Here is a 15,777-nt window from a genome sequence, read left to right on the forward strand (position 1 = left end):
CATGAGTGACTTCCCGGTCTTCCCGCCCGGTTTCGTCTTCGGCGCGGCCACGGCCTCGTACCAGATCGAAGGCGCCGTCGACGAAGACGGCCGCGGGCCGTCCATCTGGGACACCTACAGCCACACGCCCGGGAAGACCGACGGCGGTGACACCGGTGACGTGGCCTGCGACCACTACCACCGCTACCCCGAGGACGTGGCGCTGCTGCGCGGCCTCGGTGTGGACTCGTACCGCTTCTCGATCGCCTGGTCGCGCATCCAGCCGACCGGCAGCGGGGCGATAAACGCCAAGGGCCTGGACTTCTACTCGCGGCTGGTGGACGAGCTCCTCGAAGCGGGCATCGAGCCGGCGGCCACGCTGTACCACTGGGACCTGCCCCAGGCCCTGGAGGACGAGGGCGGCTGGCGGGTGCGCGAGACCGCGGAGCGGTTCGGGGAGTACACGGCGATCATGGCGGAGCACCTGGGCGACCGGGTGCCGCGCTGGATCACGCTGAACGAGCCGTGGTGCAGCGCGTTCCTCGGCTACTCCGTCGGCCGGCACGCGCCGGGCGCGAAGGAGGGGCGCGGGGCCCTGGCCGCCGCGCACCACCTGCTCGTCGGCCACGGCCTCGCGATGAACGCGCTGCGGGCGGCAGGTGTCCGCGAGGCGGGCATCACGCTCAACCTGGACCGCAACGTCCCGGCCACCGAGTCGGACGCCGACCTCGCCGCGGTCGTCCGCGCGGACACCCAGCACAACCTGGTGTGGACCGAGCCGATCCTGGCGGGCCGCTACCCGGTCACCGAGGAGGAGACCTGGGGCGAGCTCATCACCGCGCAGGACTTCCGGCGCGAGGGCGACCTGGAGCTCATCTCCCAGCCGGTGGACTTCCTGGGCATCAACTACTACCGCCCGATCGTGGTCGCCGCCGCCCCGCACCGCGAGGCCGACCCGGCACTGCGGGTCGCCACCGACAACCGCTACAGCGAGGGCGAGTACCGGGGCGTCCGCAAGACGGCGATGAACTGGCCGGTCGTGCCCGAGTCGTTCACGGACCTGCTGACCGCGCTGAAGCAGACGTACGGGGACGCGCTGCCGCCCGTGCACATCACGGAGAACGGCTCGGCGGAGTTCGACACCGTGGACGCGGACGGCTCGGTGCACGACGCGGACCGCGTCGAGTACCTCCGTACGCACCTGGCGGCGCTGCGGGCGGCGATGGACGCCGGCGTGGACGTCCGCGGCTACTACGTCTGGTCGCTGCTGGACAACTTCGAGTGGGCGCTCGGCTACGCGAAGCGGTTCGGGATCATCCGGGTCGACTACGACACGCTGGAGCGCACGCCGAAGGACAGCTACCGCTGGTACCAGGAGCTGATCGCGGCGCACCGGAAGTAGCGCCGGTCCCCCAGCCGCCCCGCTCGCCGTACGCACGGCGGGCGGGGCGGTCTGCTGCGGGCCTGTCCGCGGTGGAGCGGGGCGGCTCCCGCGCGTAGCCGGCCGCGGCGAGCAGGGCGGCGGCGGCCCGGCCCCCCGTCAGCGCGCCGCGTACGCGGCCGGGTCCGCCAGGACCTCGCGCACCACCCGCGCCGCCGCGCCCCGTGCCGCGTCGCCGGAGAGCGAGGAGGCCCGCAGCCCGCTGCCGTCGCTGTGCCACCGGCCCGACACGACCCGCTCCGCGAGCTGCGCCTCGGCCGCCTCGGCGAGCCACGGCATCAGGTCGCGGTAGATGCCACCGAGGACGACGGTGCCCAGATCGAAGAGGTTGACCGCCCCGGCCAGCACCACACCCATCCGGTCACCGGCCGCCCGCAGCACCTCCAGGGTGCCCGGGTCGCCCTCCCTCGCCCGCTTCTCCAGCTCGCCGAGACCACGCACACCCGCCGCCGGGTCGATGCCCGCGGCCCGCAGCAGGGCCGCCTGACCGGCGTACTGCTCAAGGCAGCCCCGGGCGCCGCACCCGCACAGCGGGCCCTCGGGGTCGACGACCACATGCCCGACCTCGCCCGCGAAACCGTGGGCGCCACGCAGCAGCTCCCCCTGGAGCACCAGCGCGCCGCCGACGCCGATCTCGCCGGTGAGGTAGAGGAAGCAGTCGGCGTCCCCTAGGCCGCCGAACCACAGCTCGGCCAGGGCCGCCAGGTTGGCCTCGTTGTCGGAACTGACCGCCAGCGCCCGCCCGGCAGGCCTCAGCGTGCTGAGCGCCTGCCCGAAGATGCCCTCGGCGGCGACCCGGTACCAGCCGAGGTTGGGTGCCTGGCGGACCATGCCGCCGGAGACGAGCCCGGGCAGTGCCAGCTCGACGCCGAAGGCCCGCAGACCCTGCTCACCGGTCGAGGTGATGACCCGGTTGGTGAGCCGGGCGGCATGGGCGAGGACCTCGGCCGGCGGGGTGTTCCTGTTGTCGATGTGCTCGGTGACGCGGACCCGGTCGGTACCGGTGAGCCCGACCGCGCACACCGAGACGTAGTCGATGTTGATCTCGACGCCGAGCCCGGCCGGGCCGGTGTCCGAGACCTTCAGCACCGTGCCGGGGCGGCCGGCGCTGCCGCTGAACGTCTTGCCGGACTCGGTGAGGTGATCGAGCTCCAGCAACTCCTCGACGAGCGAGGAGACCGCGGCCCGGGTCAGCCCGACGCGGGCCGCCACCCGGGCGCGGGTCGCCTCGCCCTCCTCCAGGACAGCGCGCAGGACGAGGCCGAGGTTGTTGCGGCGCACGGACTCGGTTCCGGCCTTGGCGCCCGGCGAGGTGGGATGGATCGTCGTCATCAGACCTTCGAGCGTAGGCCCTCGGCGTCCCGCGCCGCGCACACGTCCGCGGACGAGCTGCGGTTGCGTGCCGGTGCGGGACAGCGGCTGTCCGCGCGGCGGTCAGTGCCGGGTGCCCGCGCGGTCGAGCAGCATCTCGGCCATGTCCCGGGCGGCGAGTGCCGGGTGCGCATCGGGGCGGGTGATCCCGTGGGCCAGTGTGCCGTCGATGAGCACCAGGAGCTGGACGGCACCGGACTCCGGGTCCGGGTGTCCGTGCCGGTTCAGCTCCGACACGAACAGCTCGTGCAGACCGTCCTTGAAGGCGCGGACCTCCGCGTGGGCGGGGTGCGCCGGGTCCGTGAGGGCCACATCGGCCGAGGTGTAGCGGCAACCGTGGAAGCCGGGGCGCTGGGTGATCACTTCCAGCTCGTCGAAGACCGCCAGGACGCGCGCCCGCGGATCGTCACCGGCCTCGTCCATCACCTCGCTGTAGCGCGCCAGGGTCGGGTGACTGCGCAGCACCTCGGCGATCAGGCCGTCCTTGCCTCCGAAGTGCTGGTAGAGGGAGCGGCGAGCGACGTCGGCCCGCTTGAGGATCGCGTCCACACCGACGTGCACGCCCTGGGTGTAGGTGAGGTCGCGGGCGGCCTCGACCAGCCGTTCGCGGGGGCCCGGTCTCGTCGTCGTCACGTCATGGATTCTGCCACGGACTTGACGGTAGATCAACCAGTCTATCTACTGTGTGCAGCGATGTAGACCGACCGTTCTCACACCGACGCGTCCCTTTCCGCTTCCAAGGAGCAGCCATGCCCCGTTCCGGAACTCTGCCGACCGTGCTGGCCGGCGTGTTCATCACGGTTCTCGACTTCTTCATCGTCAATGTGGCCGTCCCGTCCACCCAGCACGATCTGCGCGCCGGGCCGGCCGCCATCGAATGGGTCGTCGCCGGATACGCCCTGGCCTACGGGTCGGGGCTGATTCTCGGCGGGCGGCTCGGGGACATCTACGGGCGCCGCCGGATGTTCTCGCTCGGAATCGCCCTGTTCACGCTCGCCTCGATCGCGTGCGGCCTGGCGCCGACCGCCACCACGCTGATTGTGGCGCGGGTGGTCCAGGGAGCCGCCGCCGCGCTGCTCTCCCCTCAGGTGCTCGCCATCATCCGCACGGCCTACGCGGGTCCCGAGCGGATCGGAGCCATCAATGCCTATGCCCTGACGATGGGACTGGCAGCGGTGTTCGGGCAGCTCATCGGCGGGGTTCTGATCCATGCCGACCTGTTCGGGCTGGGCTGGCGGGCCTGCTTCCTGCTCAATGTGCCGGTCGGCATCGCCGTACTAGCGGTAGCCCGGAGAGTGATCCCGGAAACCCGGGTCGCCGATGCGGCGCGCCTCGACCTGCCCGGCGCCGCCCTGGTCACCTCCGCCCTGGCCGCCGCTCTGCTGCCGCTGATCGAGGGCCGCGAACAGGGCTGGCCCGCGTGGACATGGGCGTCGTTCGCCGCGTCAGCGGCACTCTTCACTGCCTTGGTTATGCGGCGGCTCCCGCTTGCGCCCCTGATCGACCCGGCCCTGTTCCGCCAGCGCGGCTTCGTCGCGGGCCTGTTCACGTATCTGGCGTTCACGATGGGCATGGCGGCGTACTTCCTGATCTTCGCGCTGTACGTCCAGCAGGGCCGCGGTCTCGACGCCCTGGAGGCCGGGCTCGCCTTCGTTCCGATCGGTGCCGGGTACCTGGTCGCCTCGCTGCTCGCCCCGCGGCTGGCGAACCGCCTGGGTCGGCAGGTGATCGCGATCGGCGGACTCGCGAGGGCACTCGGCCTTGCCGCGTTGCTGGTCATGGTGGGGCAGGAGGTCGCCGTCGTCCGGCTCGTACCGGCGCTGCTCGTCGACGGGATCGGCATGGGGCTGGCGCTGGGGCCGATCATGACCTCCGCGCTGGCGGGGGTCACCCCGCGGTACGCAGGCGCAGCCGCGAGCGCGCTCACCACCGCCCAGCAGGTGGGCGGTGCGCTGGGGGTGGGCGCGGTCGGCATCGTCTACTACGGCAGCGTCACCGACGGGATCCCCACCGCATTCCGGCACGGACTGATCTATCTGATCGCCGTCGCCCTCGTCCTCACCGCACTCGCCCAACTTCTTCCCCGCGGCGCCGGTAGGAACAGCGCCCCCGTACCACCCACCCGAGAAGGAGCACCCGCATGAACTCCACCGACACCGGCGTCCTGAACGCCATCGCCCACCGCTACATCGCGATGTGGAACGAGCCCGACCCGGCCCTGCGCCGCGCCCTCGTCGAGGAGTTGTTCGCCCCCGACTGCGTGCACTTCACTCCGTCGCGCGAAGTGCGCGGCCGTGCGGACATGGTGGCGCGGGTGGCCGCCGCCCACGCCCAGTGGGTAGCCCCCGGCCAGTACCTCTTCCGAGAGGTGCCCGACGCCGACGGGCACCACGGCACCGTGCGGTTCACCTGGGAGATGGTGGAGGTGGCGACCGGGACGGCCGTCTCCGTCGGCTTCGACTTTCTCGTCCTCGACGAGGCCGGCCTCATCGTCAGCGACCACCAGTACATCGACCGGTGACACCCGCCGCCGGCCGCCGGCCCCTCCGTGATCACACGCCCGAAACACCGCCGCAGCCCGCCCGACAAATCCCCCTGTTACGTTCGGTGTACGCGGCCGCCGTCGCCCGCTCCCCCAGCCCCCCGGACCACGTGGTCCGGCCGGTGAACGAGGAGGTCCGCGGTGCCCTTTCCGCCCGTCCGAGCCGACACCACGAGGTCGCGGCGCCATGCGCCCGCCTGGCTCACCCACGTACTGCGCCTGCGCCGGGCCCCCGTGCCGCGTATGGCGATGGTGCGCGGCGCGCTCTGCGCCGGCCCGCTGCTCGGTGCCGGTATCGCCGTCGGGCAGCCGGGACCTGGCGTCCTCGCCGCGCTCGGGGCGATGCTCGCCGGGGTCAACGACCGGCCGGGTACCCGTCGCAAGGGGCTCGTGCACATAGGGCTGCCCGCCTCGGCGGGGTCGCTGGGGCTGCTCGTCGGCGCGCTGGTCGCGGACACGACCGGGCGGTGGGCTGCGGTCCCCGTGCTCTTCCTCGTGGGGTGGGTCTCCGGGGCGCTGAGCGCCAGGGGCGCCGTGTGGTCGGCGGCGGCGCTCCAGATGCTGGTCGCCACGACGATCGGCATGGGAATGCCGCTGGCGGGGCCCGCGTGGCTGAAGGCGCTGTGCTTCCTTTCCGGTGCGGGCTGGCTGGTCGTCCTGCGGCTCCTGCTGCGCGCTCCGCGGTCGCTGAGCGCGACGCGGGGCGGCGGAGAACGCGAGGCGGTCGCCGCCGTGTTCGACGCGCTCGCGGACGCGCTGAGCACGCTCGGCGGCCCGGGGGCGCCATCCGCCCGACGCGCCCTGGTCGCCGCGCAGCAGCAGGCCGACGAGGCGCTGCGGCTGATGCGCCTGCTGCCGTGGCCGCGCCGGGACGGCGGAGCGGATCGAGGTCTCACCGAACGCTTCGCCGCAGGGGTCGCGCTCAGCGAGGCGAGCATCGCGCTGCTGTGGGAGGGCAGGCCCGTGCCGCACGCGGTGGCCGAGGGCCCCCGGAGGCTGGCCGCGGCGGTCCGTTCCGGCGGACCGGCCGGAACGCTGCCGAGTCCGCGGCCCGACACCGTGGAACGGCTCGCCTTCGACCGGGCGGTGCTGGAGGCGGCAGTGGTCTTCGACCGGACGACGGCAGGCCCGCGCCTTCCGCAGGGCGTCGGGCGGCCGCGCGCGACCGGCCGGAACCCGGGCTTCCGCCCGGGTCTGTTCACGCCCGCCGGACGTGAGTACGGGCTGCGTGTGGCGCTCTGTGTCTCGGTCACGGCAGCCGTCGCGCTGCTGCTGCACGAGGACCACTGGTACTGGCTGCCCGCCACCGCGGCGTTCCTGGTGAAGCCCGACATGGGCCCCCTCTTCTCGCGGGTGGTGAACCGGTTCGCCGGGACCGTGGCCGGAGTGCTCGCGTTCGTCGCGCTGATGGCCGCGCTGGGCGGACTCGGCCCGCCGCTCGTCGTCGTGGTGGTCGTCGTGGCCGGGGCCCTGGTGCCGCTGTCCACCCGCCACTTCGCGTTCCAGACGGCGGTGATCACCGTGCTCGTGCTGTCGTTCGTGCACACCGCGGGCGATGTCGAGGCGGCCGCGTCCCGGCTGCTGGAGACGTTCCTGGCCTGCGTCATCGTGCTGCTCGTCGGCCATCTGCCGCGGGTGGCCGATCCCCGGGTACGGGCCGGGCATCGGTTCGCAGTCACGCTGCGCTGCACGGAGCGGTATCTGCGCCATGTGCTGGACGCGCCGGACCCGGTCGGGGACCGGCAGAGGGACGATGCTCGGGGGCTGGCGCTGCGCGGCGCCGCGTACCGGGCGCTGGCCGAGGCGCGGGCCGCGGCGGAGACCGTCGCCGCCGAGCTGCCCGGTCCGTTCGGCGGACGGCGCCACGACTGGTCGGCGGTGACCGTGGCCGCCGAGCTGGTCGTCGACGCGGCGACCGCGTGCGCGCTGCGGGTGGAGAACGGAGTGCCGCGGCCCTCGTCCGGCGAGGTGGAGCGCGTGACGACGGCGCTGTCCGTGCTGGCGGACGCCCTGGAGGACGGCCACCGCACCGTGCGTCCGGCGCCGGGCCCGGGCCCGCGGGACTGCCGGTCGCTGCGGGATGTGATGACGCAGTTGCACGGCATTCACCGGCTCACCGCGGCCGGTCATGCCGAACCGGTCACGGCAGGCTCCCTTGACCGCCGCTGAACGGCCGCTCCCATCGGCCATGCGAGAGGGCCGCACCCCCGTCGCCGGGGATGCGGCCCTCTCGCCGTACTGCCGCTGATGCCTACTTGCGGATCAGGCTGCGGAGCACGTACTGCAGGATGCCGCCGTTGCGGTAGTAGTCGGCCTCACCGGGGGTGTCGATGCGGACGACGCCGTCGAACTCCACACCGGTGTCGGTGGTGACCTTGACCGTACGCGGGGTCGTGCCGTCGTTCAGCTCGGTCACGCCGGTGAAGGAGAAGGTCTCCTCGCCGGTCAGGCCGAGGGACTCGGCGGTGTGGCCCTCCGGGAACTGGAGCGGGAGGACGCCCATGCCGATGAGGTTCGAGCGGTGGATGCGCTCGTAGGACTCGGCGATGACGGCCTTGACGCCCAGGAGCGCGGTGCCCTTGGCCGCCCAGTCGCGGGACGAGCCGGAGCCGTACTCCTTGCCCGCCAGGATGACGAGCGGGGTGCCCGCGGCCTGGTAGTTCTGCGAGGCGTCGTAGATGAACGACACGGGGGCGTCAGCCTGCGTGAAGTCGCGGGTGAAGCCGCCCTCGGTGCCCGGCGCGATCTGGTTGCGCAGGCGGATGTTGGCGAACGTGCCGCGGATCATGACCTCGTGGTTACCACGGCGCGAGCCGTAGGAGTTGAAGTCACGGCGCTCGATGCCGTGCTCCGTGAGGTACTTGCCGGCCGGGGTGTCGGCCTTGATCGCACCGGCCGGGGAGATGTGGTCGGTGGTGACCGAGTCGCCCAGCTTGGCGAGGACGCGGGCGCCCGTGATGTCGGAGACCGGGGTGGTCTCCATCGTCATGCCCTCGAAGTAAGGGGGCTTGCGCACGTAGGTGGACTCGGAGTCCCACTCGAAGGTGTTGCCGGTGGGGATCGAGAGCGCCTGCCACTGGGCGTCGCCCGCGAAGACGTCCTGGTAGGACTTGTTGAACATGTCCTCGCCGATGGAGTTGGCGACGACGTCGTTCACCTCGGCCTCGGAGGGCCAGATGTCGGCGAGGAAGACGGGCTTGCCGTCCTGGTCGACGCCGAGGGCGTCCTTGGTGATGTCGACCTTCATCGAACCGGCGATGGCGTACGCGACGACCAGCGGCGGGGACGCCAGGTAGTTCATCTTGACGTCGGGGTTGATCCGGCCCTCGAAGTTGCGGTTGCCGGAGAGCACCGAGGTGACGGCCAGGTCGTGGTCGTTGACCGCCTTGGAGACCTCTTCCGGCAGCGGGCCGGAGTTGCCGATGCAGGTGGTGCAGCCGTAGCCGACGAGGTTGAAGCCGACCTTGTCCAGGTACGGGGTCAGGCCCGCCTTGTCGAAGTAGTCGGTGACGACCTTCGAGCCCGGGGCGAGGGTGGTCTTGACCCACGGCTTGCGGGTCAGGCCCTTCTCCACGGCCTTCTTCGCCACGAGCGCCGCGGCGACCATGACGTACGGGTTCGAGGTGTTGGTGCAGGAGGTGATCGCGGCGACGGTGACGGCGCCGTGGTCCAGCTCGTACGTGGTGCCGTCGGGGGCGGTCACGGTGACCGGGTTCGACGGGACGCCGTTGGAGGCGGCCGGGGCGTCGGAGGCCGGGAAGGACTCCTTGCCCGCCTCCTCGTCGTCCGCGACGTAGTTCCGTACGTCCTGGGCGAACTGCGCCTTGGCGTTCGCGAGGACGATGCGGTCCTGCGGGCGCTTCGGGCCGGCGATGGAGGGGACGACCGTGGAGAGGTCGAGCTCCAGCTTCTCGGAGAAGTCCGGCTCGGCGGCCGGGTCGAGCCAGAGGCCCTGCTCCTTGGCGTACGCCTCGACGAGCGCGACCTGCTGGGCGTCGCGGCCGGTCAGGCGGAGGTACTTCAGCGTCTCGTCGTCGATCGGGAAGATCGCGGCGGTGGAGCCGAACTCCGGCGACATGTTGCCGATGGTGGCGCGGTTCGCGAGAGAGGTGGCGGCGACGCCCTCACCGTAGAACTCGACGAACTTGCCGACGACGCCGTGCTTGCGGAGCATCTCGGTGATGGTCAGCACGAGGTCGGTGGCGGTGGTGCCGGCCGGCAGCTCGCCGGTCAGCTTGAAGCCGACGACGCGCGGGATGAGCATGGAGACCGGCTGGCCCAGCATCGCGGCCTCGGCCTCGATGCCACCGACGCCCCAGCCCAGCACACCGAGGCCGTTGACCATGGTGGTGTGCGAGTCGGTGCCGACGAGGGTGTCGGGGTACGCCTGGCCGCCCCGGACCATGACGGTGCGGGCCAGGTGCTCGATGTTGACCTGGTGGACGATGCCGGTGCCCGGGGGGACGACCTTGAACTCGTCGAAGGCGGTCTGGCCCCAGCGCAGGAACTGGTAGCGCTCCTTGTTGCGGCCGTACTCCAGCTCGACGTTCTGGCCGAAGGCGTCCTTCGTGCCGAACTTGTCGGCGATCACGGAGTGGTCGATGACCAGCTCGGCCGGGGCGAGGGGGTTGATCTTCGTCGCGTCACCGCCGAGCTCCTTGACGGCCTCACGCATGGTGGCGAGGTCCACGACACAGGGCACACCGGTGAAGTCCTGCATGATCACGCGGGCCGGCGTGAACTGGATCTCCTGGCTGGGCTGGGCCTGGGAGTCCCAGCCGCCGAGCGCCCGGATGTGGTCGGCGGTGATGTTCGCGCCGTCCTCCGTGCGGAGCAGATTCTCCAGCAGCACCTTCAGGCTGTAAGGGAGGCGCGCGGAGCCCTCGACCTTGTCCAGCTTGAAGATCTCGTACGACTCGTCGCCCACGCGCAGCGTGCTGCGGGCGTCGAAGCTGTTCGCCGACACGACAGTCTCCTTCATCAATGTGCGCGTAACTCCGCGCCGCGCCTCACTTCGGCGGGCGCCGCGTGGTGCCGCCTTCGGCCACCCGACCATCCGCTAAGGTAAGGCTTAGTTAGGTAGCCCTTACTGCGCGGCGGCCCGCTGTGCGCCTTCGGCATATATCTCGATGTCGAGATAACTCTAGTACATGACCGGGGAAGGGTCATGTCAGGGCATGCCTGACCGCCCTCATCCGATCGAGGCACTCAACGGGGAACCCGGTCGCCTCGGTCTCCTCCAGGGCCGCCCCGCACCCCCCGGCGGCCCCACGGCCCCGGCCACGACACCTCGCCGCACTGCCGGAACGCCCGAATACATCCAGTACGGGGACGTCCCTCCGCCCTGCGGCACACCGCATCCGACGCCACGCGCCGATCCACCAGGAAAGGCACGACCGCCCCTGGCCGGCGCATCCGGTCGTGCGAGGTGAACACACCGGGATGCAGGCAGCCAGGAGTGCGCAGCGCGGCTGACCGGACATGGACGTCCTTGTTACGGTCGCCGGATGGTGGGCTGGGATGAGGACTGCGTACGCACTCGGGTGCTGGAGATGGCGGCACAGGACCCGGGGCGGGCGCGCTTCGGTGCCGACACGCACCAGTACGAGTGGGCGCCGCCGCTGCCTGAGGCGGAGATCAGTGCGTTCGAGGAAGCACACGGCATCGATCTGCCGGTGGAGTACCGGTCCTTCGTCGCCCGGGCGGGAAACGGCCCCGCCGGGCCCGGTCACGGATTGTTGCCGTTGACCGCCCCCAGGCAGGCAGGCGGCGAGGAGTGGGCCGTGGACGACGAGTGGGAACATGATCGGCTGCCGGGCCGGCTCGCCGCGCCTTCCCCTCTCACCGAACCCCTGCCCGGCCGGATCAACACACCGGTCGATGCGCTGACCCGCGGCACACTCATGGTGGCCGACCATGGCTGCGGCATCTACGCCCGGCTGATCCTGAACGGCCCACGAACGGGCGAGGTCTGGCAGATCGACCCGGACTGGGGCGGCTTCGTCCCGGCGAGCGCCGGATTTCGCGCCTGGTACACCGAGTGGCTGCAGAGCCCGCGCCTACGCCCCGCGCCGCCAGGGCCACAGGCCGCGCGTTCCGACAGCGAACCTAAGGGCTGTCCGTAGGGCCTCTCTCTGGTTCAGAGCACCGCCGACGACCGACTTCCCCGTCCGGGAACAGCGTGTTCGGCCTCTCCCTCATCTCTCATCCGATCGAGGCGCCTGACGGTGAACCCAGTCGTTCCGGCCTCCGGGGCCGCCGAACTCGGTGCCGGTGGCAAGTGTTCGTACCACCTGGACGGTGTGGCTGCGAAAGTCCCTTGCGTGGCGGATCGGTTCGGGAGACGCCCGGCGCACCCGCCCTCGCGGGCGGCGGACTGCACGTCATGGCGCCCGCGAACGAAGACCGTGGGGGCGCCCGGACCGGTGCGCGGACTCGGCGTGACGTCAGGAACCACACCGAGCCCCGCGTTTCAGATCAGGCGCCGTCGATCAGCTTCTGCACCTCGGGCGGGAGCTCCGGGCCGGACTGGACGGCGAAGAACGCGGCTGTCTTCGGTGTGTCCCCGATGGCGATGGCGATCTCGGGAGAAATGCCGTCCACTTCGTAGGCGGTCCCCGTCATCACCGGCCCCTCGCTTTTGTCCCGGTCACCCGTGTCTTCGCACGAGGCCGGCTGCGTGGCGACGCCGAGCTTCTTACCGAGTGTGAATTTAACGTTCGCCACGTCTCGATACGATCTGTCCTGATAGTTGTACAGATTGGCACAGGAGGCTTCATTGCCACCGCCACCGCTGTCACTCTCGGCCGTGCATGCGGCTACCGACATCACCATGACCGCCGCCACCAGCAACCCGGCGGATCGCCCGTTCCAGCCCATGTGTGTTCCCCCCTCAGCAGATGCCCCAAAGAGGAGAAGTACCTCCTCTTTGCCGAGTGACCTCACCCTCGCTCAGCACGGGCATTCGGCCGTGCCTGCGGTGAGTGAGGCTCTCGCGTTCCGAGATTCGACGTCGGCCGCCCGGATCAGGTTCCCTTGGCGCGCATCTCGGACCGAGTCGTGTTCTCGCAGCCCGAGGCCGGCGGCCACGACCTCCTGCCGGTGCCGATGGACGCGCACCACGTGCCGGACCGATGGGGCGGGCGCACCTTGGAGGTGGGCCGCGCAGCCCGGTCGCGGCGCACCCCCTCCCGCTGCCCTGCACTCCCCCGTCACTCGAACACCACACCCCGACACCAGTCCCATCTCATATCTGAGATAGCCTTTCGGCATGTCAGATGACTACCTCGTACGTATCGGCAAGCTCATCCGTGACGCCCGTCAGCACCGGGGCTGGACACAGAGTCAGCTCGCCGAGGCCCTCTCCACCAGCCAGAGCGCCGTGAACCGCATCGAGCGCGGCAATCAAAACATCAGCCTTGAGATGATCGCCCGCATCGGCGAAGCGCTCGACAGCGAAATCGTGTCGCTCGGCTATGCCGGCCCCATGCATCTGCGCGTGGTCGGCGGGCGCCGGCTCTCGGGGGCCATCGACGTCAAGACCAGCAAGAACGCGTGTGTGGCGCTGCTCTGTGCCTCACTCCTCAACAAGGGCCGTACGGTGCTGCGCCGGGTGGCGAGGATCGAGGAGGTCTACCGCCTCCTGGAGGTCCTGAACTCCATCGGGGTGCGCGCCCGCTGGATCAACGACGGAACCGATCTGGAGATCGTCCCGCCGGCCAGGCTCGACATGGACGCCATCGACGCGGACGCCGCCCGCCGGACCCGGTCGATCATCATGTTCCTCGGTCCGCTGCTGCACCGCATGGACCGGTTCAAGCTGCCGTACGCGGGGGGCTGCGACCTCGGCACCCGGACCATCGAGCCACACATGATCGCCCTGCGTCGCTTCGGTCTGGAGATCGCGGCGACCGAGGGCATCTACCACGCCCAGGTCGACCACGCCGTCACCCCCGGCCGCCCCATCGTGCTGACCGAGCGCGGCGACACCGTGACCGAGAACGCGCTGCTGGCCGCCGCCCGGCACGACGGCACCACCGTCATCCGAAACGCCTCCTCCAACTACATGGTGCAGGACCTCTGCTTCTTCCTGGAGGCGCTCGGCGTACGGGTGGACGGTGTCGGCACGACGACACTGACCGTGCACGGTGTGCCGACCATCGACGTGGACGTCGACTACTCCCCCTCCGAGGACCCGGTCGAGGCGATGAGCCTGCTCGCCGCCGCCGTCGTGACGGAGTCGGAGCTGACGATCCGCCGGGTGCCGATCGAGTTCCTGGAGATCGAGCTCGCGGTCCTGGAGGAGATGGGCGTCGACTGCGCCCGCACGGCGGAGTACGCCGCCGACAACGGGCGCACCCGCTTGGTGGACCTGACGGTCCGGCCCTCCAAACTGGAGGCACCCATCGACAAGATCCACCCCATGCCGTTCCCCGGCCTCAACATCGACAATGTGCCGTTCTTCGCGGCCATCGCCGCCTCGGCCCACGGCCAGACCCTCATTCACGACTGGGTCTACGACAACCGCGCGATCTACCTCACCGACCTCAACCGCCTGGGCGGCCGCCTCCAGCTCCTGGACCCGCACCGGGTGCTGGTCGAGGGCCCGACCCGGTGGCGCGCGGCGGAGATGATGTGCCCGCCGGCACTGCGGCCGGCCGTGGTGGTGCTGCTCGCGATGATGGCGGCCGAGGGGACCTCGGTGCTGCGCAACGTCTACGTGATCAACCGCGGGTACGAGGAACTGGCGGAGCGGCTGAACTCGGTGGGGGCACAGATCGAGATCTTCCGGGACATCTGATCCGGCGCAATGTCGTGCCCCTTGGAGGCAAGGGGCACGACACCTCAACATGCCAGCTGACCTGCGAGTACTCACCTTCACAACCCTCCATTGATCACTGTTGTTTTTCAGCGCCTTGTGCAACGCACGTGCAAGATGATCTTGAATGGTTGACGGTGCGTCAGATATGTCTGAGTACCCGTCAGCCTTTACGGAGAGTTGTCGTCGAAGTGGCCTAGCAACGTCCGAGGAGCGGCGGTGACGGCGGCGTCCCACGTCCCCGTCGGTGACCGGCAAGTGCGGTTCGTGTTGATGCAGTCGCCGCCCACGAAGTATCGGCCCATGTTCAATCCGCACCTGGACCCGTTGGTCGCGGCGATCCGTGCGGCTCGGCCGGACGTCGGTGCAGCCGTCCCCGCGCGGCAGCCCGCCAGGCGTCCTGCTGAGGCGGGCCGGACGCCTACCCCGACATAGCCACGGCCCCGATCTGCGGGTTCCGGCGATTGATCCCCTACACCACCTGGCGGGACCATCTCCAAGGTGGACGGTCATCGTCTGCTGACATTCGAGGCCTCGGGACTTGGCTGCGGCCATGGGCAAGCACCTGAACCAAGCGGGCCTCAGTGGGTGTTCTGCGAGTCTTTGCGCGGGTTCACTTTGCCGGTCGGGGCATGGTGAACAGGCCGGGTTCGGGTTCGGTGAGGATGCCGCGGCCGACGAGGCGTTTGAGCTTGGCCCGGGTGTTCTCGACGTGGTGGTTCTCGGTCCCGGTTCCCAGGGCCTCGCAGACCTCCCTGGCCCGCAGGCCCTGCTCGGTGTCCTCGAACACGGCAAGGATCTGCCGGTAGGCGGAGGGCAGCGGTTCCGGAGGGCCGGGATCACTGTCCGCGGCGAGTTCCAGCACGGTCTGTCGCGTGATGTCGAGCCGCTCCAGCTGTCGTTCGGCCGCGGACAACCGCTCGGTGAGCTGGGTGATCTGCTCGCGCAGGCGGTCAGCCTCCTCACGCGCGGCCGCCGTGCGTGCGTCGATCCTGGCCAGCAGGTCACGCATGAGGCGGGGCATCCGGGGCCCGGGTGCCGGCCGACGGAGGGCCGCGCCAGGTCGGCGTGGTGGCACCGGTCAGCCGCCGGGTCATGACGTCGGTCATCGACCAGAGAATCATCGAGGCCGAGCTGGCCGGCAGCGTCTCGCAGTCGCGGGCCAGGCGGCGATGCAGCATCAGCGTGCCGAAGGTCTGCTCGGCGATCCACCGCTTCGGCGCGGGCGTGAACCCCTTGCTGCCGGGATCGCGCTGGACGACCTCGATGTCGATGCACAGGGCGGCACCGTGGTCGATGACCGCGTTCTTGAACCCGGCATCCACCCAGCCCTTGGTCACCGACGGGTTGTCCGCGGCGACCCGGTCCAGCAGCGCGATGCCGACGGCGTTGTCGTGCACGCTCGCGGCCACCACGATCACCGCGATCAGCAGGCCCAGGACGTCGGTAGCGATGCCCCGCTAGCGGCCCCGGCTCTTCTTGCCCGGATCCAGCCCCGTCGTCTCCTTCGGCGCGTTGACCGAGACGTGCACGGTCTGGGTGTCCATCACGATCGCCGACGGGTCCTCGCTCCGCCCCCGGCCCTCGCGGACCTGCCAGCGCAGCAGGTCATGAATCACGCCGCCC

General features: G+C 70.7%; 13 protein-coding genes. 6 read left to right on the top strand and 7 right to left on the bottom strand.

Annotated elements, in window-relative coordinates:
- Window position 1: 1 nt before the first annotated feature.
- Entirely contained in the window at window positions 2–1,381 is a 1,380-nt protein-coding gene (locus OG538_RS07110; protein ID WP_406091260.1) for a GH1 family beta-glucosidase, read from the top strand.
- Between the two features lie 138 nt (window positions 1,382–1,519).
- On the opposite strand, the gene OG538_RS07115 is transcribed toward OG538_RS07110, so the two are convergent.
- Together OG538_RS07115 and OG538_RS07120 are read right to left on the bottom strand one after the other, a co-directional pair.
- A complete protein-coding gene (locus OG538_RS07115; RefSeq protein ID WP_406091262.1) occupies window positions 1,520–2,752 on the bottom strand; it encodes an ROK family protein in 1,233 nt (410 codons plus the stop codon).
- A gap of 102 nt (window positions 2,753–2,854) precedes the next feature.
- On the bottom strand, window positions 2,855–3,424 hold the full coding sequence (locus tag OG538_RS07120) for a TetR/AcrR family transcriptional regulator (protein ID WP_406091264.1): 570 nt from the start codon (window positions 3,422–3,424) through the stop codon (window positions 2,855–2,857).
- A gap of 116 nt (window positions 3,425–3,540) precedes the next feature.
- Here OG538_RS07120 and OG538_RS07125 point away from each other — a divergent pair, with 116 nt between their 5' ends.
- The 3 genes from OG538_RS07125 to OG538_RS07135 all read left to right on the top strand — a co-directional run bounded on the left by OG538_RS07125 (window position 3,541) and on the right by OG538_RS07135 (window position 7,502).
- Complete coding sequence (locus OG538_RS07125; RefSeq protein ID WP_406091266.1) at window positions 3,541–4,935, top strand: MFS transporter; 1,395 nt, start codon at window positions 3,541–3,543, stop codon at window positions 4,933–4,935.
- Window positions 4,932–5,312 (top strand): nuclear transport factor 2 family protein, encoded by a 381-nt coding sequence (locus OG538_RS07130; protein ID WP_406091268.1) that lies wholly within the window; start codon window positions 4,932–4,934, stop codon window positions 5,310–5,312. Before OG538_RS07125 ends, OG538_RS07130 begins: the two co-directional genes overlap by 4 nt.
- A gap of 162 nt (window positions 5,313–5,474) precedes the next feature.
- Window positions 5,475–7,502 carry an FUSC family protein gene (locus tag OG538_RS07135; RefSeq protein WP_406091270.1) on the top strand — a complete coding sequence of 676 codons (2,028 nt, stop codon included), beginning with the start codon at window positions 5,475–5,477 and terminating at the stop codon, window positions 7,500–7,502.
- A gap of 82 nt (window positions 7,503–7,584) precedes the next feature.
- Here OG538_RS07135 and acnA read toward each other — a convergent pair whose 3' ends face one another.
- Window positions 7,585–10,299, bottom strand: a complete 2,715-nt coding sequence (gene acnA / locus OG538_RS07140; RefSeq protein ID WP_406091272.1) for an aconitate hydratase AcnA — start codon at window positions 10,297–10,299, stop codon at window positions 7,585–7,587.
- Window positions 10,300–10,840: 541 nt separating this feature from the next.
- On the opposite strand from acnA, the gene OG538_RS07145 reads away from it, so the two are divergent.
- A complete protein-coding gene (locus tag OG538_RS07145) occupies window positions 10,841–11,458 on the top strand; it encodes an SMI1/KNR4 family protein (RefSeq protein WP_406091274.1) in 618 nt (205 codons plus the stop codon).
- Between the two features lie 352 nt (window positions 11,459–11,810).
- Here the strand turns inward: OG538_RS07145 and OG538_RS07150 are convergent, their stop codons facing one another.
- Window positions 11,811–12,212: a DUF6281 family protein gene (locus tag OG538_RS07150; RefSeq protein WP_406091276.1), complete on the bottom strand. Its 402-nt coding sequence runs from the start codon at window positions 12,210–12,212 to the stop codon at window positions 11,811–11,813.
- 391 nt (window positions 12,213–12,603) lie between these two features.
- Here OG538_RS07150 and OG538_RS07155 point away from each other — a divergent pair, with 391 nt between their 5' ends.
- On the top strand, window positions 12,604–14,133 hold the full coding sequence (locus OG538_RS07155; protein ID WP_406091278.1) for a helix-turn-helix domain-containing protein: 1,530 nt from the start codon (window positions 12,604–12,606) through the stop codon (window positions 14,131–14,133).
- Between the two features lie 631 nt (window positions 14,134–14,764).
- On the opposite strand, the gene OG538_RS07160 is transcribed toward OG538_RS07155, so the two are convergent.
- From OG538_RS07160 to OG538_RS07170, 3 genes are read right to left on the bottom strand one after another with little or no spacing between them, the layout of a single operon-like run.
- The gene (locus tag OG538_RS07160) at window positions 14,765–15,163 is read right to left on the bottom strand and encodes a hypothetical protein (protein WP_359555755.1); all 399 of its coding nucleotides are present in this window, start codon (window positions 15,161–15,163) and stop codon (window positions 14,765–14,767) included.
- On the bottom strand, window positions 15,156–15,605 hold the full coding sequence (locus OG538_RS07165) for a transposase (RefSeq protein WP_406100023.1): 450 nt from the start codon (window positions 15,603–15,605) through the stop codon (window positions 15,156–15,158). Before OG538_RS07165 ends, OG538_RS07160 begins: the two co-directional genes overlap by 8 nt.
- Window positions 15,606–15,611: 6 nt before the next feature.
- Window positions 15,612–15,770 carry a hypothetical protein gene (locus tag OG538_RS07170; protein WP_406091280.1) on the bottom strand — a complete coding sequence of 53 codons (159 nt, stop codon included), beginning with the start codon at window positions 15,768–15,770 and terminating at the stop codon, window positions 15,612–15,614.
- Window positions 15,771–15,777: the final 7 nt, after the last annotated feature.

This window comes from Streptomyces sp. NBC_01013, from assembly GCF_045162765.1.
Lineage (GTDB): Bacteria > Actinomycetota > Actinomycetes > Streptomycetales > Streptomycetaceae > Streptomyces.

What these genes read in the sequence shown, in the direction of transcription:
- OG538_RS07130 (WP_406091268.1), top strand. Translation starts at nt 4,932, where the DNA reads ATGAACTCCACCGACACCGGCGTCCTGAACGCCATCGCCCACCGCTAC.
- OG538_RS07125 (WP_406091266.1), top strand. Translation starts at nt 3,541, where the DNA reads ATGCCCCGTTCCGGAACTCTGCCGACCGTGCTGGCCGGCGTGTTCATC.
- OG538_RS07155 (WP_406091278.1), top strand. Translation starts at nt 12,604, where the DNA reads ATGTCAGATGACTACCTCGTACGTATCGGCAAGCTCATCCGTGACGCC.
- OG538_RS07160 (WP_359555755.1), bottom strand. Translation starts at nt 15,163, where the DNA reads ATGCGTGACCTGCTGGCCAGGATCGACGCACGCACGGCGGCCGCGCGT.
- OG538_RS07110 (WP_406091260.1), top strand. Translation starts at nt 2, where the DNA reads ATGAGTGACTTCCCGGTCTTCCCGCCCGGTTTCGTCTTCGGCGCGGCC.
- OG538_RS07115 (WP_406091262.1), bottom strand. Translation starts at nt 2,752, where the DNA reads ATGACGACGATCCATCCCACCTCGCCGGGCGCCAAGGCCGGAACCGAG.
- OG538_RS07145 (WP_406091274.1), top strand. Translation starts at nt 10,841, where the DNA reads ATGGTGGGCTGGGATGAGGACTGCGTACGCACTCGGGTGCTGGAGATG.
- OG538_RS07150 (WP_406091276.1), bottom strand. Translation starts at nt 12,212, where the DNA reads ATGGGCTGGAACGGGCGATCCGCCGGGTTGCTGGTGGCGGCGGTCATG.